29 protein-coding genes are annotated in these 21,366 nt (G+C 35.5%); 16 read left to right on the top strand and 13 right to left on the bottom strand.

Features of this window, described 5'->3' with window-relative positions:
* Positions 1–14 precede the first annotated feature (14 nt).
* Together ACZZZK_RS00735 and ACZZZK_RS00730 are read left to right on the top strand one after the other, a co-directional pair.
* Positions 15–218 carry a KTSC domain-containing protein gene (locus ACZZZK_RS00735; protein WP_463482381.1) on the top strand — a complete coding sequence of 68 codons (204 nt, stop codon included), beginning with the start codon at positions 15–17 and terminating at the stop codon, positions 216–218.
* Complete coding sequence (locus ACZZZK_RS00730; protein WP_463482380.1) at positions 211–954, top strand: endonuclease; 744 nt, start codon at positions 211–213, stop codon at positions 952–954. The genes ACZZZK_RS00735 and ACZZZK_RS00730 overlap by 8 nt, the downstream gene beginning before the upstream one ends.
* Positions 955–1,108: 154 nt before the next feature.
* Here ACZZZK_RS00730 and idi read toward each other — a convergent pair whose 3' ends face one another.
* The 4 genes from idi to ACZZZK_RS00710 all read right to left on the bottom strand — a co-directional run bounded on the left by idi (position 1,109) and on the right by ACZZZK_RS00710 (position 3,826).
* Entirely contained in the window at positions 1,109–1,651 is a 543-nt protein-coding gene (gene idi / locus ACZZZK_RS00725; RefSeq protein WP_463482379.1) for an isopentenyl-diphosphate Delta-isomerase, read from the bottom strand.
* 4 nt (positions 1,652–1,655) lie between these two features.
* Positions 1,656–2,492, bottom strand: a complete 837-nt coding sequence (locus ACZZZK_RS00720) for a phytoene/squalene synthase family protein (protein ID WP_463482378.1) — start codon at positions 2,490–2,492, stop codon at positions 1,656–1,658.
* A 1-nt stretch (position 2,493) separates the two neighbouring features.
* A complete protein-coding gene (locus tag ACZZZK_RS00715) occupies positions 2,494–3,381 on the bottom strand; it encodes a MerR family transcriptional regulator (protein WP_463482377.1) in 888 nt (295 codons plus the stop codon).
* Positions 3,382–3,547: 166 nt separating this feature from the next.
* Positions 3,548–3,826 (bottom strand): hypothetical protein, encoded by a 279-nt coding sequence (locus tag ACZZZK_RS00710; RefSeq protein ID WP_056848939.1) that lies wholly within the window; start codon positions 3,824–3,826, stop codon positions 3,548–3,550.
* 315 nt (positions 3,827–4,141) lie between these two features.
* Here ACZZZK_RS00710 and ACZZZK_RS00705 point away from each other — a divergent pair, with 315 nt between their 5' ends.
* From ACZZZK_RS00705 to ACZZZK_RS00675, 7 genes are all read left to right on the top strand, one after another.
* Positions 4,142–4,879 carry a LytR/AlgR family response regulator transcription factor gene (locus ACZZZK_RS00705; protein ID WP_463482376.1) on the top strand — a complete coding sequence of 246 codons (738 nt, stop codon included), beginning with the start codon at positions 4,142–4,144 and terminating at the stop codon, positions 4,877–4,879.
* A gap of 109 nt (positions 4,880–4,988) precedes the next feature.
* Positions 4,989–5,351 carry a response regulator transcription factor gene (locus ACZZZK_RS00700; protein ID WP_056848937.1) on the top strand — a complete coding sequence of 121 codons (363 nt, stop codon included), beginning with the start codon at positions 4,989–4,991 and terminating at the stop codon, positions 5,349–5,351.
* 10 nt (positions 5,352–5,361) lie between these two features.
* Positions 5,362–5,991: an autotransporter outer membrane beta-barrel domain-containing protein gene (locus ACZZZK_RS00695; protein ID WP_463482375.1), complete on the top strand. Its 630-nt coding sequence runs from the start codon at positions 5,362–5,364 to the stop codon at positions 5,989–5,991.
* Between the two features lie 169 nt (positions 5,992–6,160).
* On the top strand, positions 6,161–7,534 hold the full coding sequence (locus tag ACZZZK_RS00690; RefSeq protein WP_463482374.1) for an exonuclease domain-containing protein: 1,374 nt from the start codon (positions 6,161–6,163) through the stop codon (positions 7,532–7,534).
* 160 nt (positions 7,535–7,694) lie between these two features.
* Positions 7,695–8,048 (top strand): MmcQ/YjbR family DNA-binding protein, encoded by a 354-nt coding sequence (locus ACZZZK_RS00685; protein ID WP_463482373.1) that lies wholly within the window; start codon positions 7,695–7,697, stop codon positions 8,046–8,048.
* Between the two features lie 89 nt (positions 8,049–8,137).
* Positions 8,138–8,554, top strand: coding sequence for a VOC family protein (locus ACZZZK_RS00680; protein WP_463482372.1), 417 nt, complete (start codon positions 8,138–8,140; stop codon positions 8,552–8,554).
* A gap of 23 nt (positions 8,555–8,577) precedes the next feature.
* Positions 8,578–9,009: an SRPBCC family protein gene (locus ACZZZK_RS00675; RefSeq protein WP_463482371.1), complete on the top strand. Its 432-nt coding sequence runs from the start codon at positions 8,578–8,580 to the stop codon at positions 9,007–9,009.
* 11 nt (positions 9,010–9,020) lie between these two features.
* Here ACZZZK_RS00675 and ACZZZK_RS00670 read toward each other — a convergent pair whose 3' ends face one another.
* Both ACZZZK_RS00670 and ACZZZK_RS00665 read right to left on the bottom strand, forming a co-directional pair.
* Positions 9,021–9,464: an NUDIX domain-containing protein gene (locus ACZZZK_RS00670; RefSeq protein ID WP_463482370.1), complete on the bottom strand. Its 444-nt coding sequence runs from the start codon at positions 9,462–9,464 to the stop codon at positions 9,021–9,023.
* Entirely contained in the window at positions 9,451–10,437 is a 987-nt protein-coding gene (locus ACZZZK_RS00665; RefSeq protein ID WP_463482369.1) for a cation diffusion facilitator family transporter, read from the bottom strand. Before ACZZZK_RS00665 ends, ACZZZK_RS00670 begins: the two co-directional genes overlap by 14 nt.
* A 112-nt stretch (positions 10,438–10,549) precedes the next feature.
* Here ACZZZK_RS00665 and ACZZZK_RS00660 point away from each other — a divergent pair, with 112 nt between their 5' ends.
* On the top strand, positions 10,550–11,746 hold the full coding sequence (locus tag ACZZZK_RS00660) for a pyridoxal phosphate-dependent aminotransferase (protein ID WP_463482368.1): 1,197 nt from the start codon (positions 10,550–10,552) through the stop codon (positions 11,744–11,746).
* 181 nt (positions 11,747–11,927) lie between these two features.
* Here ACZZZK_RS00660 and ACZZZK_RS00655 read toward each other — a convergent pair whose 3' ends face one another.
* Entirely contained in the window at positions 11,928–13,172 is a 1,245-nt protein-coding gene (locus tag ACZZZK_RS00655) for an ABC transporter permease (protein ID WP_265798767.1), read from the bottom strand.
* 199 nt (positions 13,173–13,371) lie between these two features.
* Here ACZZZK_RS00655 and queA point away from each other — a divergent pair, with 199 nt between their 5' ends.
* Both queA and ACZZZK_RS00645 read left to right on the top strand, forming a co-directional pair.
* Complete coding sequence (gene queA, locus ACZZZK_RS00650) at positions 13,372–14,421, top strand: tRNA preQ1(34) S-adenosylmethionine ribosyltransferase-isomerase QueA (RefSeq protein WP_265798766.1); 1,050 nt, start codon at positions 13,372–13,374, stop codon at positions 14,419–14,421.
* A 71-nt stretch (positions 14,422–14,492) separates the two neighbouring features.
* On the top strand, positions 14,493–15,158 hold the full coding sequence (locus ACZZZK_RS00645) for a 2-C-methyl-D-erythritol 4-phosphate cytidylyltransferase (protein WP_463482367.1): 666 nt from the start codon (positions 14,493–14,495) through the stop codon (positions 15,156–15,158).
* A gap of 99 nt (positions 15,159–15,257) precedes the next feature.
* Here ACZZZK_RS00645 and ACZZZK_RS00640 read toward each other — a convergent pair whose 3' ends face one another.
* From ACZZZK_RS00640 to ACZZZK_RS00615, 6 genes are all read right to left on the bottom strand, one after another.
* A complete protein-coding gene (locus ACZZZK_RS00640; protein WP_131557824.1) occupies positions 15,258–15,416 on the bottom strand; it encodes a lmo0937 family membrane protein in 159 nt (52 codons plus the stop codon).
* Between the two features lie 170 nt (positions 15,417–15,586).
* On the bottom strand, positions 15,587–15,808 hold the full coding sequence (locus tag ACZZZK_RS00635) for a DUF2795 domain-containing protein (RefSeq protein WP_010603503.1): 222 nt from the start codon (positions 15,806–15,808) through the stop codon (positions 15,587–15,589).
* Positions 15,809–15,893: 85 nt separating this feature from the next.
* Positions 15,894–16,442: a cob(I)yrinic acid a,c-diamide adenosyltransferase gene (locus ACZZZK_RS00630; protein WP_463482366.1), complete on the bottom strand. Its 549-nt coding sequence runs from the start codon at positions 16,440–16,442 to the stop codon at positions 15,894–15,896.
* Positions 16,443–16,508: 66 nt separating this feature from the next.
* Complete coding sequence (locus ACZZZK_RS00625) at positions 16,509–17,267, bottom strand: ABC transporter ATP-binding protein (RefSeq protein ID WP_056848927.1); 759 nt, start codon at positions 17,265–17,267, stop codon at positions 16,509–16,511.
* 54 nt (positions 17,268–17,321) lie between these two features.
* Entirely contained in the window at positions 17,322–17,612 is a 291-nt protein-coding gene (gatC, locus tag ACZZZK_RS00620; RefSeq protein WP_463482365.1) for an Asp-tRNA(Asn)/Glu-tRNA(Gln) amidotransferase subunit GatC, read from the bottom strand.
* Positions 17,609–18,259: a lysophospholipid acyltransferase family protein gene (locus ACZZZK_RS00615; protein WP_463482364.1), complete on the bottom strand. Its 651-nt coding sequence runs from the start codon at positions 18,257–18,259 to the stop codon at positions 17,609–17,611. The genes gatC and ACZZZK_RS00615 overlap by 4 nt, the downstream gene beginning before the upstream one ends.
* Before the next feature lie 267 nt (positions 18,260–18,526).
* On the opposite strand from ACZZZK_RS00615, the gene trpS reads away from it, so the two are divergent.
* From trpS to kdsB, 4 genes are all read left to right on the top strand, one after another.
* Complete coding sequence (gene trpS, locus ACZZZK_RS00610; protein ID WP_265798761.1) at positions 18,527–19,525, top strand: tryptophan--tRNA ligase; 999 nt, start codon at positions 18,527–18,529, stop codon at positions 19,523–19,525.
* 91 nt (positions 19,526–19,616) lie between these two features.
* On the top strand, positions 19,617–20,231 hold the full coding sequence (locus ACZZZK_RS00605; protein WP_056848923.1) for a deoxynucleoside kinase: 615 nt from the start codon (positions 19,617–19,619) through the stop codon (positions 20,229–20,231).
* Positions 20,232–20,343: 112 nt separating this feature from the next.
* Positions 20,344–20,544, top strand: a complete 201-nt coding sequence (locus tag ACZZZK_RS00600) for a DUF5808 domain-containing protein (RefSeq protein WP_463482363.1) — start codon at positions 20,344–20,346, stop codon at positions 20,542–20,544.
* 2 nt (positions 20,545–20,546) lie between these two features.
* Positions 20,547–21,314, top strand: a complete 768-nt coding sequence (kdsB, locus tag ACZZZK_RS00595) for a 3-deoxy-manno-octulosonate cytidylyltransferase (protein WP_463482362.1) — start codon at positions 20,547–20,549, stop codon at positions 21,312–21,314.
* Positions 21,315–21,366: the final 52 nt, after the last annotated feature.

The following is a 21,366-nucleotide window of genomic DNA, read 5'->3' as shown; positions in this document are numbered from 1 at the left end:
AGAAAATACTTTTTATGCCATCATCCGTTATAGATCATTTTAGTTATAATCCAGAAGCGAAAGCACTCAATATCACCTTTGTCTCTGGAATGGTCTATCAATATAAAGGTGTGCCGCAGAAGGTATTCGAAAGCTTCAAGGCTGCCAGATCAAAAGGCAGATATTTCAATTATTATATCAAAGAACATTACTCATTTAAAAAACTAGCAGATGCCTGAAGGACCATCAATTGTGATATTAAAAGATTTGGTGGCTGGACTGCACTTAAGAAAACCTGAGGTTTTGGAAGTGACAGGAAATGTGACGACTATTGATAAAGACCGGCTTTTGCATCGAAAGGTTAATGATTTCAAGAGCTGGGGAAAACACTTTTTAATTTGTTTTGATGATTTTACTGTCCGTATTCACTTCATGCTTTTCGGAACATATTTAATAAATGATAGTAAAAAAACACCAATCAAACTTGGACTCACCTTTAAAAATGATCAGCTAAATTTCTACACCTGTAAAATTGACCTACTTGAGGGTGATATTAACGAACATTACGACTGGAAATCTGATGTTATGTCTAAATCATGGGATCCCAAACTGGCACTAAAAAAATTGAAAGAAACCGCATCTTCCTATATCTGCGATGTATTATTAGATCAAAAGATTTTTGGAGGCGTTGGCAATATCATAAAAAACGAAGTGTTATATAGAACTAAAGTTCATCCACTTAGTAAAATTGAAGATATTCCTTTAGCTAAACTTAAAGAGGTTATTAGTGAAAGCCAACGATATAGCTTTGATTTTCTGGATTGGAAAAAGGAAAACACATTGAGTAAGCATTGGGAAGTGTATCTGCAGAAGAAGTGCGCTGCAGATCATAAGGTTACTAAACAAGAACTCGGGAAGACACACAGGCAATGTTATGTGTGCGATTTTTGTCAGAGAAATTATTCTAAACAATAATTTCTACCACAAATACCGATGTTTCGTCTTGTATTTCTTAACGATGACAGTGAACTATAATCTTAAAGTAAAAGAATTGTTAAACATTTAGGAATTATATAAACTACTTCTATATTTGTCCTCGAGAGCGTTAATTTAGATACGGGTATATGGCTTAGGCTGTATGCCCGTTTTTATTTTCAACGAATTCCATATGCTGAATTACTTTTTCCAAGCATATTTTCAGCCAAATCGTGTAGTTGTTTGGGTTGTATTCAATATCTTTTTTCAACAGATCGAGGGTCATGTATTTAAAATCCATCACCTCGTCTAGATTGATTACGGGCTTCTTATTAGATCTGCCGAAAAAAACATGATCAAGTTCATGCTCCGTCAATCCATCTTCAAATTTAACTTTATAAAGAAAGTTGAAGGCATAACTCAAATCACATCTCATTCCCATTTCTTCCCCTAACCTTCTCTGTGTGGCTTCTAAATTGCTCTCGCCTTCCCGAGGGTGACTGCAGCAAGTGTTAGTCCACAACCCACCGGAATGGTATTTTCCTTGGGCCCGTTGCTGCAATAAAAGCTCATTGTTATCATTAAAGATAAAAATGGAAAACGCCCTATGCAGAGCACCCTTTTGATGGGCTTCTAATTTCTCCATTTTACCTTGCGGTATATCATTTTGATCAACTAATATTACGTGTTCTTCCATTAAACTAAATCACGTTTAATTTATGGCGGATCATAGAATCGAACATTAAACCAATCTTATGGTGGTTAGGTATTCTTATTCTTTCAGTCATAATTTTCTCTGCGCTTAATCCCTTTATTTTGTTAAATAACTTTTTATAATAGATATATGATAAATAAACGCCGTTTCTCGAACTTAACGGGAGCATCTTAATGCCAACCAAAGACTCATTAAACTCCTCCTCTATTTCTTGCTCAATTTTTCGTTTTTCGTTATCACAGAACGCCGCTAAATTCACATTAGGGAAATAATTCCTGTTCAAAGCCTGATGATCTGCTTTCACATCCCTCAAAAAATTAACTTTTTGAAAGGCAGAACCCAGCTTCATCGCATAAGGCTTAAGTCTATTATACTCGCTTTCATCGCCATTGGTAAACACTTTTAAGCACATAAGCCCTACAACTTCCGCTGAACCCAAAATGTATTCATCATATAAATCTTGCGTGTACAATTTATCTTCTAAATCCATTTCCATACTTCTAAGAAAAAGACGAATGAGTTCATGATCAATCTTAAACTCGTTAACTACTTTCTGGAAAGAATTAATCACAGGATTTAAGCTGATGCCTAACTGGATAGATTCGAAGGTGTCCTGCTTAAATTTTTCGAGTAAATACTTTTTATCAAAATTATGAAAGCTGTCAACAATTTCATCCGCTAAACGAACGAAACCATATATAGCATAAATGGGTTGGCGCAACTCTTTACCTAAAAAATAGATGCCAAAAGAAAAACTGGTACTATAACTAGTGGTGGTGAGTTTACTACAATTGGCCGATAGTTGATCGAAAATTTCTTTCATGTTAAATAGGGATTTGTATTGATTTTTCGAACTCATCAAGCGATTTAAACCAATTGATATGATCAATATTTTTAAGTTTTTTTATAACTGTTGCATTTCCTGCCAGATGAATTTTAGCAGTTTTGCACTTATTAGTGAGGTTAAGGATATATATATTTGTTGATTCTTCTGCTCTTGATTTAACCATAAAAAGCAAAACGTGATCAATATTTATTGTCGAAATTACAGCGCTTACAGAATCTAATGGTGTTCTATTGCCTAAAAAAATAACATTTTGATTATTTAGTTTAAGCAGGTAGTAAGCGAAAATTAAACCGATGTCATGGTCTTCATCTTCGGGTAGAAAAAGTAGCCAGGTAGCGGAATCCTGGTTAGTGGTACTTATTTTATCGATCTGGGCAAAAAGTTTTTGTCTGATAATGTTGCTGATAAAATGTTCGTGGGCAGGACAAATATCATCTTTTCTCCACATCAAACCTAAACGAACAAGTAAAGGGTATGTTACCCTACGGTAGGTATTGGTAACACCCATTATCTGCATGCAATCGTTGAGTAGATTGTTAAAAGCTAAGTGATTAAATTCTAAACCAAACTTGATTAACCTCGACAGATAGAATTCAGCCAGATCATCGTCAGATTGATGCTCGTATTGTTGATCTAAAAGATCTTCTATCGCTTCGTTGGAGAGACTACAAATTTTTGAAATTTTTAAACCAACTTGATTTAAGCTAACGATGTTTAATAGCTTTACAAGCTGTTCATCATCATACAATCTAGTATTACCCTGTGATCGCATAGGTGTCAAAGCATTATACCTTTGTTCCCAAATCCTAATGGTATGCGAATGTACACCCGAAAGCTGTTCTAGATCTGAAATGGTATAAGTCATTTTTGTTTAAATATATTCAATAAAATCTAAACAAAAAGAAAGTCGAATAGTTTTTTTCTATCCGAAACAAAACTTACAATTTCGAAGTACTAAAATTGCAAGGCAGCTCCGTTGGAATGCTCAGTCGAAACCAGCGAATTTTAGTACTCAAAACGCTAATTAAAACTCAATTGTAGGCTCGCTCAGTTAGCAGAACCCCACTCTCTCCATTTCCCGTAACAATGGTGTGAACATGTTTATATGTTTGACTAAAAAAATCATAACCGTGTTCCATTGTTTCTATCGAAACCGATTTAATTGGGTATTTCCGATTGGTTTGAATACACAGTAAATTACCATTTGCAAGCAAAAGGAAATCACAATCATATCCTAACTCTTGCAATTCAATCACTTTTCTGGTGATAGATTTATTCAACGTAGTAGTGATGGCGGTTCTGTTTTTCATAGGAATGTATTTTAGGTAGATAATTACTGAGTTGTATTTAAGAATCATCTTAAGATTATTACGGTTTTAAACCCGAAATATTATCAAATGGTCAATAAATTGTAAATCACATCAATCATTTATGTTAAAACTACATATTTATTATTATTAATCGCATATTTATACCTCTAATAAAATATATGTGCTTGCAGTTTATTAATTCATATCCGTAAAATTAACACTACACAATTAAATCTACTATTTGCCAATACATTATAAATTATTTTTCGATTTTATCACTCTAAATTGTATTTTGCAGCATCTAAAACTCACAAAATGTCTATAAGTTGCATCGCCATTGATGACGATCCCCATTCCTTAGAAAATCTAATTGCTTACATGGAAAAGTTGCCCGAACTGGAATTAGTTCAAACTTTTACTGAACCGTTGCAGGCGTTGGCAGAAATATCTATGGCAAACCCTGTTGACATTATTTTCATAGATGTAGAGATGCCTGCGCTTTCTGGTATTGAGCTCGCTGGTTTATTGAGACAAAAGGCCAAGCATCTTATCTTTACCACAGCTCATCCGAGATATGCATTAGATGCCTTTAGAGTTGAAGCAGATGCCTACCTATTGAAGCCCTATTCTATTCTTAACTTCACCAAAACCATTAATAATTTATTTCCTACTGGTAAAACCGACCATCAAACTTTATCCATCTTTAATGATCATTACTTTTACATTCCATTACATAATGAGAATGACGAATTAGTAAGAGTAAATTTTGAGGATTTGATTGCTGTCGAGGACCATAAACACGATATTAATTTTATTACCACGGAGCTATCTATATCAAGTGCAAAAATAAACTTCGCGAAGATGATTAATATGTTGCGATCGCACCCGGGTTTTATCCAGATTAGTGCCGATACAATCATTTCTAAAAAGCACATTAAAAGTGTTTTAGGTAATCAAATTTTGCTTGCCAGCGGAATTTCATATACAATTGAAGATTCGCACAAATTGCTTTTTACCGAATTTGCAAATAACAATTCTTTGAAAGATAGCTGATAATTGATGTCATCGGGAAGTTTAATTTAAGTTTTTAATAGCGGTTAAAACATTCCTGATGTTTCTTTGTATTAGGGATAGTCTATTTTTTATTAATTGAAGATCCGTTTTGAAAAGAATATTAGTTGTTGATGATGATCCCGATATTTTGGAGGTTTTTCAGATGGCACTAGAAACCGAGCATTACAGCGTTTACCCATTATTATCTCCAAGATTTATATTTAAAACAATAAAAGAGTTTATGCCAGATTTAATTATTCTGGATATTATGCTGAACGGAATGGATGGCAGAGCAGTTTTCAAAGAGCTAAGACTAAATCCTGAAACAGAAAATATCCCGGTAATAATGGCCTCTGCCCGTTATGATGAAAATTACATCGTATCGCAAAAACTAAACCCGGATGATTATTTAGTTAAACCTTTTAACATTTCAGATTTACTGCGAAAAGTAAATAAGCTAATTGCTAATTAAAAAACCATATATGAACTCAAGATTACTAACCCCGATTATATTGCTTTGCGCCGCAATATCAATGAAAGCTAGCGCACAAAGTAACCGTCCTGATAAACTTTATTCTATGAGTGGAATTGGTTTTGCATTCCCGATGGGCGAAACAGCAGATTACTTTAAACCGAAATTCTCAACTTCCCTTGGGGTAAATCTAGCGGTAGGTAACGGAGGCTTTTTCGTTTATCCAAAGGTGAGTTTGCATGCTTTTACATTTAACCAACAGATTGCTGACCCCGGTTACACTTATACCATTCAGAAAGGCAGATCCACTACTTATTTATTAAACATTGCTTTAGGGTATCGTAAGATAGTGGATAAATGGGCTTTTTATGGATTCGCTGGTGCAGGTGGCGGCTTTATTTTGACTCCTCAAGCTGGGGTTAATGCCAATACATTGCAGGTAAATATGGAAAACAAAACCAATAGTTTAGGTATTGCTGAAGGTGGCGGTGGAATTGAATACAATATCGGCGGCGCCAACTTATTCGTAGAGGTTAGTTATATGTATGGTTTTGGTAAAATTCAAAATCGCGTATTTAACACCGTTCCTGTTAGCGTAGGTATTAAGCCTAATTTAAGCAAATTATTGAGTAAGCTTTAATAAAATATTAATAATAGTTAACCCAGCGATTGCGTTATTACGTATTCGCTGGTTTTGTTTTAAAGCATTACTAAAAATGCAATACAACTAAAAAAACCATCAAAAAATAGCTCAAAATTATTTTTATTACTAAATATTTTAGTATAGATTTGTATTTGAAAATTTGCCGATGTTGTACGCAGTTGTAGATATAGAAACCACGGGAGGCCATGCCTCTGCAAATGGAATTACTGAGGTAGCCATAAACATTCATGATGAAAATCAGGTGGTGGAATCCTATACAACCTTAATCAATCCAAGGCAATTTATACCTGCTTATATCACTGCTTTAACAGGGATTGATAACGATATGGTAGCAGACGCACCCCACTTTGAGGATGTCGCACTGCAAATCTACCAGCTTTTGAATGAAAAAGTTTTTGTAGCCCATAATGTTAATTTCGATTATTCTTTTTTAAAACATCATTTATCGGCTGCGGGTTACGATTTGAACTGCCGTAAACTTTGCACTGTAAGACTAAGTAGAAAACTTATCCCAGGAAAGGCTTCATATAGTTTGGGCAAACTATGTAGTGCGTTAAATATCTCCATTCAAAATCGACACCGTGCCGGAGGAGATGCCGATGCAACCAGTATATTGTTTAATATGCTTTTAGAAACCGATCACGAAGGTATTATTGCCGAAATGTTAAAGAAGAGTTCAAAAGAACAGGTTTTGCCCCCACATCTAGATCGTGCTTCAATTTTAAGGTTGCCCAACCAACCTGGCGTATATTATTTTAAGGATAATAAGGGAAAGATAGTTTATGTTGGAAAAGCTAAAAACTTAAAAAAACGAGTGATAAGCCACTTTACCGGCAACAAACCTAATAAGCAAAGACAAGATTTTTTACGTACTATTTATAATGTTGATTATGTAGTTTGCGGCACCGAGTTGATGGCTTTAATTTTAGAAGCGAACGAAATTAAAAGACTTTGGCCAGAAAATAACAGAGCCTTGAAGCGTTATGAGCATAAGTATGATCTTTATGTTTTTGAAGACCAAAATGGTTATTTAAGGTTGGCGATAGATAAGCATAAGACAAACAATAAATCTCTTCAAAGTTTTAATAGCTTGTTAGAAGGTTACAATTTTTTGAATCAACTAATTGAAAAATATCAACTTTGCGCTAAGCTCTGCTATCTTCAAAAAACGGCTACAAAATGCACTGCACATGATAATGGACAATGCTTTGGCGTTTGTAGCGGTATAGAAACAGTTGCCGTTTACAATAAGCGCTTAAATAATGCGCTAGCTGACCTCCAGAGTTTACAGCCCAGCTTCGCATTGGTTGATGATGGACGCGAGGCAGAAGAACTTAGTTGTCTTGTGGTAGAAAATGGAAGATTCTACGGAATGGGATATTTTAAAGATAAAACCTATTTAGCGGACGGCTTAGCTCCTATCAAAAGTGATTTGTCAGTATATCAATCCAACAGTTATATTCTCAATTTAATTCTTAATCATGCTGCAGAATTTCCGCAGAAACTATATAAATTGTAATTTAGGCTCTCGAAATTTGCGAGCTAATTTTATCAGTTATCTTTCAATTCGTTACCTTTCGATTTAGATATAAAATACTTAAAAGCTTAAAATTGATGTAAGTTTGCTAAATCAAATTCTTAATGATAGCTCGATTAAAGCTTATTTAAAAACACATATTATGATATCTCCAGATTCTTTTAGAGAACTTGCCTTGTCTTTTGAAGACGTAGTAGAAACACCAAATGCCAACAAAAACTCGTTTAAAGTTGACGATAAAATCTTCATTACTATTGATAACTCAAACTTAAAAGCAGTTTTTAGATTGTCGCCAAAAGATCAGAATAAATTTTCGGATTTAGACCCATCAGCAATCTATCCTGCACAGGCAGGCTGGGGCAAACAAGGATGGACAATTTTTGAATTAAGTTTCATAGAAGACGAAGTTCTTAATGATGCGGTTCGACTTTCTTATTGCGCCGTAGCACCAGAAGATTTAGCTAAGAAATATAAGAAGAAAGCCGTTAAGAAGTAACAAATTGGCTCAATTCACACCGTAAATTTTCATAAATAGCATTCTTTTTCTTTTGAAAATCTGATTAAGTTTAATAAAATTTTATAGCTATGATCAAATCACTATGGATAAATCTTCCAGTTAAGGATGTAAAAAAATCGAAAGAATTTTTTACCAACCTTGGTTTCAAATTAAACTTGCAATATGGTGTTCGCGAAGATAGTGCGAGTTTCCTGGTTGGTGATGCAGGTCTGGTTTTAATGCTTTTTGAGAAATCGTTATACGAGGGTTTTGCCGGTAGCGCAGTTTCAGAAAATTTTTCTGGAAACGAGGTATTATTTTCTTTCGATGCCGAGAGTCCGGAGGAAGTAGATGATTTGGCTAAGAAAGTAGTAGAAGCTGGAGGCTCTATTTATGGCGAACCTGGTTATAAAGACGGCTGGATGTACGGTTGTGGATTCATAGATCTTGACGGACAAAGGTGGAGTATCTTGTTCATGGATTTCAGCAAAATGCCTTTGGGCTAATTTAAATCATTAAAATTGAGCCTATGGATGCTAATCCGCTAATAGCTGAATGTGTTTACAATGTGCCAATTGATAAAGTTTGGCAAGCCTTAACAGATAACAACCAACTTAAACAATGGTATTTTCAATTGGATAAGTTCGAACCAAGGATTGGATTCAAGTTCGACTTTATTGGTGGTGCTGACGAAGGACCAAAATACTTACATCTTTGTGAGATCACCGAAGTTGATGAAGAAGGTGTAATTGCTTATTCATGGAAATATGATAACTACCCAGGCAGCTCAATAGTGAAATGGGAAATCTTTGAGCAGGGAAACAATACCCGGCTAAAACTAACTCATACAGGCGTTGAAACCTTTGCCGACAATGGTAAAGATTTCCAAAAAGAAAGTTTTAAAGCTGGATGGAATTACTTTGTAAATGATGCCTTAAAAAATTTCTTACAAGTACTGTAAATAATTGCTTGCTATTTCAATCCATTCTTTAGTAGTTCAGCAACAGTTTTGTCCGTTTTGAAGGTAATTGCGTTCACATCCAATTCGCTTATCGCAACCCAACGAAAGGCTTGAAGAATTTCTCCTTCTACATCGAAATCGTAAATTTTTGTTTTAAAGGCAAGTTGTAAAGGTGCCTTTTCTTTAACCAGGTAATACACACTTATCACCTGACTATCGTTAAAAGAAGATTTTTCGTAAAAATCAGTCGTGTAAAAATGTGATAACACCTCTATCTCAGCATTACATTCTTCCATAAATTCTCGCTTTAGCCCATCAATAAGACCTTCGCCAATTTCCAAACCACCACCAGGAAATTTGCTGAAACGAAAGCCATGCTCCTCTTCATCGCTAATTAGAATCTGTTGGTTAGCATTAATTAGCAAACCATAAACACGTACATTAAAGTAACTCATTTTCGTAATGCTTTTTGTTCTTGATCACAATTTCAGGCGTCCAGATAATTTCCTTTTTAAAGGCTTCTGCCCTCACAGGGCATTCGCTCATGTGGCAATAATGGCAGCATGCAGGCAAACACGGGTCGGCATGGATAAATAGTTCTGCTTTTCGAATGCCGTTTTTATTAATAAGTTCATCAATCTGTGAAATTTCTCTATGAACCTGATTCAAGTCGAAATAGTAAGGCAATGTAACATGGCAATCTATGTGAAAATCAGGGCCGTATTGTTGGGTACGAAGATTGTGAACATCAATCCAGGGATTATGCCTATTGTTCTGCAGTACATCAACAACTTCTTCTACTAAGGTAAAATCGCTTTCATCCATTAAGCCACCAACTGAACTTCTTGTTAACTTATACCCAGAATATACAATGTAAAAACCAACGATAACAGAAAGCAGACTATCCAACCAAATTATATTTGTTATTTGAATAAGCACTAAGCCGAGAACTATAGCCAAACTAGTATAAGTATCTGTAAGTAAGTGCTTTCCGTCAGCCTGTAGCGTTATAGAATGCTGCTCTTTCCCAACTTTAACCAGATACAAACCAACGATCATATTTACCAAACCAGTAATTCCTATAATTATGGTCCCCTGTAAAAGCTGCCCAACGGCATGGGGATAAATTAAATTGTAAGATGATTTGAATATAATAATGATACCTGCTAGAAGAATCAAAATTCCTTCAACAAAGACAGAGAAAAATTCTACTTTTCCGTGGCCATAAGGGTGGTTTTCATCTCTGGGTTGCGTACTTAAATAGATGCTGTAGAACGCAAAACTGCCAGCAATTACGTTTACAATGCTTTCGGCTGCATCGGTTAAAATGGCATTTGAGCCCGTGATGAAATAAGCCACAAATTTGGCTAGCATTAAAAAAATACTAACCACTAATGAAATTATAATCGCTTGCTTTTTAATCGTCACGGGATATTTTTCACAAAAATACGCTTATCACTCAAATTAAATGAGAAAAACTATGCCTTTTTTAGTGCAGAATAATATTTGGTTTATATATTTGCGTTCAAAGTAATTAACCATGAGCACCTTATCCAAAAGAATCAACAATCTATCCGAATCTGCGACACTTAAAATGACCAAATTAGGCCGTGAACTGGCCTCAAAAGGTGTTAATATTATAAGTTTAAGTGTTGGTGAACCCGATTTCAATACTCCTGAACATGTTAAAAATGCCGCAAAAAAGGCTTTAGATGATAACTACACCCGTTACTCTCCAGTTCCAGGATACCCAGATTTACGTCAAGCTATTGTTAACAAATTAAAAACCGAAAATAATCTCGATTACGATATTTCGCAAATTGTAGTTTCTACCGGCGCAAAACAATCGCTATCAAATGTAATTTTAACATTGATAGATCCAGATGATGAAGTGATTATTCCTACGCCATATTGGGTTTCCTACTCGGAAATGGTTGTTTTAGCGGAAGGAAAATCAGTTTTCATCGATACAGATATCGAGAGCAATTTCAAAATTACGCCTGAACAATTAGAAGCGGCTATAACACCAAAATCGAAGTTGTTTATGTTCTCATCGCCATGTAACCCTACTGGTTCAGTTTATAGCAAGGATGAATTGGCAGCTTTAGTTAAGGTTTTTGAGAAACATCCTAACATTTATATCCTGTCGGATGAGATTTATGAGCATATCAATTTTGTTGATCAGCACGAATCTATCGCACAATTTGACAGTATTAAAGATAGAGTAATTATTGTTAATGGCTTTTCGAAAGCATTCGCAATGACCGGTTGGAGATTGGGTTATATCGCAGCAAACAAAGAAATTGCTGCTGCAAATGATAAATTACAAGGACAAACCACTTCAGGAACTTGTTCAATTGCACAAAGAGCGGGCATCGTAGCTTATGAGCAGGGTCTGGACAGTGTTTTAGCCATGAAAGAAGCATTTCTTCGTCGTAGAGAATTGGTTTATAATTTACTAAACGAAATCCCTGGTGTTAAAACGAACCTTCCAGATGGCGCATTCTATTTCTTTCCAGAAATCAGTTCATTTTTTGGTAAACAAGATGCGGATGGAAATATCATCAAAGACTCGTCTGATTTAGCGCTGTATCTGCTAAACGTTGGCCATGTAGCTACCGTTGGTGGTGATTCTTTTGGAAACAATAATTATATCCGTTTATCCTATGCAGCTTCTGATGAAAGTTTACTAGAAGCTTTAAGACGAATTAAAGAAGCACTAGGCAAGCTAGCATAGTTATTTGCAGTTAGTAATTCGGAATTTTCAGTTTATATATATAAAACCCTTCGCTAGAAATGATCTGGCAAGGGTTTTTTAATTTTAGAGTCTTCGTATTGCAATATGAATATTAAATAGAAAAGATCGAAACTGATAGTAAAGATCCGTCTTGGCTAATTCCTTAAAGACGAATAACAACTTAGCTTCTGATGGCCTCAACCGGATCTAATCTTGATGCGGAATATGCCGGCCAGAATCCCGATATCGTTCCAATAATGACAGATATCCAAATGCCGAGTAATATATTATTTACTCCAAGTATAATATAAAATCCGGTCAGCGCTCCGAGTAGTAATGCAATCAAATAGACCAGCAACAGCCCGAGCAGCCCTCCCAAAATACATAGTGAAATAGATTCGAAGATAAATTGCAATAGAATAAAATAATTTTTTGCTCCCAATGATTTTTGAATACCAATAATGTTTGTTCGCTCTTTAACGGATACGAACATGATATTTGCAATACTAAAGCCTCCAACTAATATTGAGAAACCACCAATAATCCAACCTGCCCAATTTACCATAGTAAACATAGAATCTAGTTGATTGGAAAGTATGGTTGTTTTATTCAAAGCGAAATCTTCTTCTTGGCCAGGCCTGATTCTATGGATAGATCGCATTAAACCTTTCAATTCGCTTTCTACTTCTTCAAGCGAAACATTATCGTTTCCACGCACTGTAATTTGTGGACCGTATCGTTCATTTTGAATATCAAGAATGCTCTTGGCAAAATTTATCGGGATATTTACATTTTTATCCAAAGAAGTACCCAACATATCCTCGCCCTCTTTTTTAAATACACCAATAACTGTTAATCTCCTGCCTAAAACTTGCACTTGTTTACCTATTGGGTCATCTCCACCAAATAATCCGTCAGCAACATCTGCTCCCATCAATAACACGGGTGAGCCGTTATTGCTTTCGGTTTCAGTAAAATAGCGACCGGCTTGCAGTTCGAAATTCCAGGTTTTATCAAAATCATGCGAAGCTGCTGAAACATTTATCCCTTCAACAGAATTACTCCTGTATTTTATTGTCCTATCACTCGTCGAGATTTCAAAGGTGATTCCCTGGGCATTCCCCATTCGTTCTCTCAAAGCAGCAAAATCACGAAGCGAAGGCTGTGGCCTGTTCATGTATTTCCACCAAGGGTAGTTATCGCCAAAACTCCAAGGCCATTTTTGAACATAAATCGTATTCGATCCCAATTTATCTACACTTGACTGAAGTTTACCACGAAAGGTATCTACTGCTGAGAAAACAGCGATGATGGTAAAAATCCCAATTGTGATCGCAAGAAGCGACAACATGGTACGCATTTTATTTTGGCGTAGTGCATCAAAAGCAAAACGAAAACTCTCCCCTATTAGCCTAAAGATTATCATAATTAATGGTTAGATGCACAGCATATAAAAAGGTTACAACTCATTTTCAAAACTAGTTAATTTTGTGGCGTTTCAGAGTTAAGCGACTTCTTTTTCAATATTTAATTAACCAAAACATTGTATACTGTAATTACGTTTGATAAAATACGAAAAAGAAGAATTAAATTCGTATTTTTGCACCTCAAAAAATTCATCAAGAATGAAATTATCACAATTCAAATTCAATTTACCAGAGTCATTAATTGCTAACAATCCAGCCGAACAACGCGATGAAGCACGTTTGATGGTTTTACACAAAGACAGTGGTAAAATTGAACATAAAATTTTCAAAGACGTGCTGGGTTATTTCGATGACAAAGACGTAATGATACTGAATAACACAAAAGTTTTCCCTGCTCGTTTATACGGCAATAAAGAGAAAACTGGCGCTACTATCGAGGTTTTTTTGCTTCGCGAATTAAACAAAGAATTACGTTTATGGGATGTTTTAGTAGATCCAGCTCGTAAAATTCGGGTAGGTAATAAATTATATTTCGGCGACGATGACTTATTGGTTGCTGAAGTTGTTGATAATACTACTTCTCGTGGGCGCACCATTCGTTTCTTATTTGAAGGAACTGACGAAGAATTTAGAAAAAACGTAGAAATTCTAGGTGAAACCCCACTTCCGAAATACATCAAACGTAAGGCAACTGCTGAAGATAAAGAACGTTACCAAACCATTTTCGCTAAACACGAAGGTGCTGTAGCAGCTCCAACTGCAGGTTTACATTTTAGTCGCGAGTTGATGAAACGCCTTGAGCTTAAAGGTGTAGAGTTTGCGGAAGTAACCCTACATGTTGGGTTAGGAACCTTTAGAACCGTTGAGGTAGAGGATTTGACTAAACATAAAATGGATTCAGAGCAATTTATCATCGAGCAAAAAGATGCTAATATTGTTAATAAAGCCATAGAGGAAAAAAGAAGAATTTGTGCAGTTGGAACTACTTCAATGCGTTCAATAGAATCGGCTGTATCAGCAAATAGAACATTAAAGGCTGCAAATGACTGGACAAGCAAGTTCATCTTCCCTCCTTACGAATTTAATATTGCTAATTCAATGATTACAAACTTCCACACGCCAGAATCGACATTATTGATGATGGTAAGTGCGTTTGGTGGTTATGAAAATGTAATGAATGCTTACGAAGTAGCAGTTAAAGAAAAATATAAATTTTATAGTTATGGTGATGCCATGCTAATTATATAGATTTTAGTACTTAGTATTTAGTATTTAGATAAATTTGTCTAAGTACTAAATACTAATTTCTAGATACTCGAATGAAATACTACGCTATAATTGTAGCAGGCGGTTCTGGCAATCGGATGCAGACGGAAACCCCAAAACAATTTTTGTTGCTAAAAAACCTCCCGGTTTTAATGCACACCATAAAAGCTTTTGCGCAAAGCGATACTCAACCTAAAATTTTATTAGTTTTAAACAAAGAACAACAGGGCTACTGGAAAAGGCTTTGCGAAGAGTTTAATTTTAGGGTACCACACGAAGTGATTAATGGTGGCACCGAACGCTTTTATTCGGTTAAAAATGCAATTAACTCCATTAATGAAGAATGTTTTGTCGCTATCCATGATGCCGTTCGTCCGTTAGTTTCGAAAGAATTGATTGACGGGTGCTTTAAGGAGGCTGAACTGCATGGTAACGTTATTGCTGCTGTTCAATCGAGCGACAGTGTAAGAATGTTTAAAGACGATAAAACATCGGCGTTGAAGCGAGATGAAATCTTCCTGGTACAAACGCCTCAAACCTTTAGTTTAAAAATTTTAAAAGAGGCTTACCGACAAGATTATTCGGTGAGTTTTACTGATGACGCCAGCGTTGTTGAGGCTATTGGTGAAGCTATTCACATTTTGGAAGGCGAAAGAAATAATATTAAGATAACCTATCCTGTCGATTTAGAGTTAGCAGAACTTTTGTTAAAGCGTTGATAAAGGAAAGGGTGTTTCATAATAATGAAACACCCCTTCTAATTCATCAATATTTTAAGATTTTACGCTGCAAATTGATGAATGTTCGCTTAACATATTTTATGTTGCTCTGCCTATAACTTTAAGCAAGATTGCAATAATTGCGATTACCAATAAAACGTGAATGATGTTACCCACATCGCCAAAGCCGTGGAACACAAAGCCGATCACCCATAGTATAACCAATACTACTGCGACTAAATACAATAAATTTCCCATAGTGTTAATTTTTTAAGTAAATGTTGATGTATTAACACAGCTGGAATACTTTTGTTTAAAAAATGTAAATTATATTTTTAATTGGTTGATAATCAAACTCCTTTTCGTTGTAAAGAAGTCATAAAAAAACCTCTCGTTTTTGCGAAAGGTTTCTTTATGCTTTATAAAATTTAGTATTCATCCTCATTAAAGAAGAAATCTTCTTTAGTTGGATAATCTGGCCAAATTTCCTCAATAGTTTCATAAGGTTCGCCATCATCCTCTAACGCTTGCAAGTTCTCAATAACTTCTACTGGTGCGCCAGAACGGATACCATAATCAATTAATTCATCTTTAGTTGCAGGCCAAGGTGCGTCTTCCAAGTGCGATGCTAGTTCTAATGTCCAATACATATCTTCAATTCAATTAAATTCTTGTTCTTAACAATGCGCAAAGTATATTAAAATTTTTGAGCAAAACAAACTTATTTTTCCACTATTAAATCCGAGGTATCCAGATGTTTTCTTCTGCGCTAAAATCCATGTTCAGTTTTCGTGCCAAAACAAACAGATAATCACTTAAGCGATTGAGATAAACGCTAACTTTGTCGTCTACAAAGCTATTTTCTGCAAGCTCAACAGTTAAGCGTTCTGCCCTTCTGCAAACGCATCTGGCAATGTGGCAGTAAGAAACAGTAGTATTTCCGCCTGGTAAAACAAAGTGCTTTAAAGGTGGCAGCACTTCATTCATTAAATCCATTTCCTGTTCCAATAAAACAATATCAGTTTCATGTAGATCAGGAATTTTCATTTTCGATTTTTCTGGATCTGCCGCTAACGTTGCCCCTATTGTGAATAACCTATCCTGAATTTCTTTCAATAATTTCTTGTATTCGGGAGCAATATCCTGACACATGATTAAACCTAAGTGAGAATTTAGCTCATCAACCGTTCCATAAGTTTCTATGCGTAAATGATATTTCGGGACACGAGTACCACCAATTAATGATGTCTGTCCTTTATCGCCAGTTTTAGTGTAGATTTTCATACCCCTAGCCCCTAAAGGGGAATTATTATACAAAATCCTAAAAGTCCCCTTTAGGGGATTTAGGGGTTAATTTATTTTTTCCCAATCGCTGCCACTATCATTTAAAGCTTGCAGGCGTGGAGAAACATTTTTGATATCGGTATTTACGTAATCGTTCTCAATTAAACCATCACGCATTCTCACAATTCTGTGTGCATGTTGCGCAATATCCTCTTCGTGAGTAACCAAGATAATCGTGTTCCCTTTACTGTGTATTTCTTCAAGAAGACCCATGATTTCTATTGAGGTTTTGGTATCTAGGTTACCGGTTGGCTCATCGGCCAGAATAATAGATGGATTGTTTATTAACGCTCGTGCTACAGCCACACGTTGGCGCTGACCGCCAGATAACTCGTTCGGTTTATGATCCATACGATTACCTAAATTTACATTTTCTAATGCCTTTGCAGCCCTAGCCTCGCGGTCCTTTTTGCTACTACCGGCGTAAATTAAAGGCAAAGCCACATTATCAAGCGCGGTAGAACGGGGTAAAAGATTAAAAGTTTGAAAAACGAATCCTATTTCTTTGTTACGAACCTCGGCTAAAGCATCATCAGTCATTTGGCTCACATTCGTTCCATTTAAGATGTAAGTACCACTTGATGGTGTATCTAAACAGCCTAATATGTTCATCAAGGTTGATTTTCCCGAACCTGAGGGCCCCATAAGCGCAACAAATTCGCCTTTATTAATGTCTAAAGAAACTGATTTTAAAGCATGGATAACTTCTGATCCGATTACATATTTACGGCCAATTTCTTTTATGGTAATAAGTGGTTTCTCCATGTTTTTTCGTTTTTAGACAAGCGTAAAGGGTAAGATGTTACAATAGTAACAAAATTACTTTTCGATAATTTTTGGAACCATAAAAAATTGATCAGTATGTTTTGCGGCGTTTTTAAGTCCATCTGCCGTTGATATCTCTTGTTTCACAACGTCTTCTCGCCAAACATTAGTCGTTTCATTCATATAAACTAAAGGCTTAACAGTTGAGGTATCGAGTTCGTTGAGTTTTTCCATAAACGAAAGTATCTTGTTCATTTCAGGAATTAGGGTTTCAACTTCCTTTTCATCAATATGAATTCTGGCCAAATCGGCAATTTTATAAATGGTTTTTGCGTCTAAATTCATTTTACTAGCTTACTTTCAATGAGTTGAAATACCTTTTCCTTTAACAAATCAGAATCAACGTCTGCCAACTTTGCTGTGTCTATCGGTTTGTGGACGTAAATATCGCAAATTCCTGGCTTACTTCCATACTTGGCGCCGTCATCCCAGTTAATTTTCCAAACATTGGTAATGCTGACTGGCACGAGTGAAATGTTTTTATCTATAGCTAAACGAAAAGGACCATTTTTAAATTCGCCCAACCGTGGCGGATAATGATCATCTATTTTTCCCTCTGGAAAAATAATCAAGCTCATTCCTTTTTCTAAATTTTCGCCAGCTTTTTTAAATGCCCGAAAGGCAGAAATTTTACTATCACGGTTTACCGAAATATCAATTGTTTTAAAGAAAATTCCTAAAACAGGATTATTTAACAATTCATCTTTGCCCATAAAATGGAATTTACCATGACACATGATACAAAACACCATAATATCCAAATTCGAAGAGTGGTTGGCACAATAAATATACGTTTGCTTGTAATTTAGTTTTTCCTCGTAATAATAGTTGTACCAAACGCCGGAAAGCAAACTGCAACAGAAACTATTGGCTTTTCTGCAAAGATTTAAAATGGAGTAATATTTTGGATTACGAGATGTGAGGTAATACATTGGATAAAAAAGGATAAAGAAGAAAATTATCCAAAATAAAAACCATACTCGGTGTACTTGCCTTAGAAAGTGAATCATAGATAATCAAAAATATAAAATACTTTATCATTTCAAATACTGATTAGCCACCACCAATTAAATGATTGGTTATTTAATAATATGAATCACAAAAGATTGATCCATCAAATTAAGCCGAAAAAATCTATTCATATAAAATTGATTATATCGTATACGTTGCTTGCTTTTTATTTTTAATTTCGTGCCATTATGAAAGAAACAGTGGTGAGTGGCATTAGGCCAACTGGAAAGCTACATTTAGGAAATTATTTTGGTGCGGTAACCAATTTTGTAAAAATGCAGTATGATTATAACTGCTACTTTTTTATTGCCGATCTACATTCATTAACAACTCATCCTACTCCGGGTGATTTGCATGGTTATGTTCGCCATGTATTAGTGGAATATTTAGCTTGCGGAATTAATCCAGAAGAAACCACCATATATGTTCAATCTGATGTTCCAGAAGTTTCGGAGCTTTATTTATATCTGAATATGAATGCATATTTAGGTGAATTGGAACGAAGCGCTTCTTTTAAAGAAAAGATAAGATCTAACCCGGATAACGTAAATGCTGGTTTATTAACCTATCCTACTTTGATGGCTGCAGACATTTTAATTCACAGAGCTACTAAAGTGCCGGTTGGAAAAGACCAGGAACAACATTTAGAAATGACCCGTAACTTCGGAAACCGTTTTAACAGGATGTATAATGCCGATTTTTTTCCTGAATCTTTTGCGTTTAATTATGCTGAAAATTTAGTTAAAGTACCTGGTTTGGAAGGAAAAGGCAAAATGAGTAAATCCGATGGTGATGGAAACTGTATCTATCTATCCGATAGCCCTGAAATTATTCGTAAGAAAGTAGCCAGAGCAGTGAGCGATAGCGGACCAACAGAAGAAAATCAGGAAAAACCAGAAGCAATTCAAAATCTTTTTGATTTGATGAAAATTGTCTCTACGCCTGATACCATTGAGCATTTTGATGGATTGTATAATAAAATGCAAATCCGTTATGGAGATATGAAGAAGCAACTGGCTGAAGATATGATTGTGTTTAACTCCCCTATTAGAGAGCGTATCGAAGAACTTTCGAAAGACGAAACTTATTTAAGACAGGTTGCTAAACATGGTGCATTAAAAGCCCGTGAGAGTGCTCAGAAAACCATCAGAGAGGTTCGTAGTTTAATCGGTTTTAAAAGTTTTTAGTAATTTTAAATAGATTTGAGAAGATTGATATGAGATTTGAGACAATGCTCGACTCCATATCTGATATCTCATATCTCATATCTAGATATATATGCACATAGCAATTGTAGGAAATATAGGCGCAGGAAAAACAACATTAACGGGTTTACTCGCCAAGAATTATGGATGGGAAGCTCTGTATGAAGCGGTTGACAACAACCCCTACCTGGAAGATTTTTATAGCGACATGAAACGTTGGAGCTTTAATCTTCAAATTTATTTCCTCAACAGTCGTTTTCAACAAATTACTGATATTGAAGTAAATAAACGGAACGTAATTCAGGATAGAACCATTTACGAGGATGCACATATTTTTGCAGAAAACCTGCATGATATGGCGCTGATGACCACTCGTGATCATGACAACTATCGTGCGATATTTGATAACATCACTTCTTTCATCAAGCCACCTGATTTACTGGTCTACTTACGAGCGTCGGTTCCTACGTTAGTAAATAACATTCAACGTCGTGGCCGCGAGTACGAAGCAGGCATTCGGATTGACTATTTATCTAAATTAAATGAAAAATACGAAGCGTGGATCAAAAATTATAACCTGGGTAAACTGTTGATTCTAGATAAAGACAAATTGGACTTCACCAACAATCCAGAAGATTTAGGTACTGTTATTCAGTCAATTGAGGCTGAAATAAACGGTCTGTTTTAATTTTGTTTTTTACATTAAATTTTCAAATACATCGTTACACTAATGTCTTGAGGAACAAGCCTTTTTTTGCTTAGAATTTGTTTTTGCTTATCGCTTTAGTTATATTATAAAGATGACGGAAAAAGATTTTGAACACGAGAACTATTCGAATTGGAAACTTGGCATTTTTTATTTCAATCGAGATGATAAACGTTTGTTTGTGCACAAGCGGATCAGAATTTTAGGTTGGACACTGAATTTTGCTCATCCATTGTCTTACGTTGTGTTGGCGCTAATTTTTATTTTAGCTTATATCTTAAGTAACCTACCATAAACATGATTGATAGTGCAAATTTAGCCATAGGTATTATTCCTGCCCGGTTCGCTTCTACCCGGTTTCCAGGGAAGCCTTTAGTTGATATCGCAGGAAAAAGCATGATTCAACGCGTATATGAGCAAGCGCTGAAAGCAAAAAGTTTGTCGAAAGTGGTTATTGCTACAGATGATGAGCGTATAGCGGATGAAGTTAAGAGATTTGGCGGTGAGTTTGTGTTTACATCTGCTCAGCATCAAAGCGGCACCGATCGATGTGCCGAAGTGATTGATAAAATCCCCGGGTTTAATATTGTAATCAACATACAAGGCGATGAACCTTTTATAGAGCCTAGCCAAATAGATTTATTAGCAAGTTGTTTTATTGAGGATAAAGTTCAGTTGGCCACGCTCATTAAACCCATCCAAAGTCAGGAAAGCATTTACAATCCAAATAGCCCGAAAGTGGTGATTGATGTAAATGGCAGAGCAATGTACTTTAGCCGAAGTCCGATACCATTTATCAGAAATGGCGAGCCAGGCGTTTGGGCAGAGAAACATCAGTTTTATAAGCATATTGGTATCTATGGATATAGAACAAAATCATTAAAAGAAATTACCAAACTACCACCATCATCATTAGAAATTGCAGAGAGCCTGGAGCAATTGCGGTGGATTGAAAATGGTTTTTATATTCAAACAAAAGTTACAGATTTAGAAACGGTTGCAATAGATACTCCAGAGGATTTATCAAAGTTGAATAACTTATTAGCGGCTTTGAAGCGAGAATAAAATAATATTCTTAAATTACACTTAAATATGATTTAATACCCTCAAATTTGAA

The sequence above is a fragment of the Pedobacter sp. AC163 genome (genome assembly GCF_979258665.1).
Note: the sequence above shows the minus strand (reverse complement) of the source record. Positions and strands in the feature narration are given on the sequence as shown.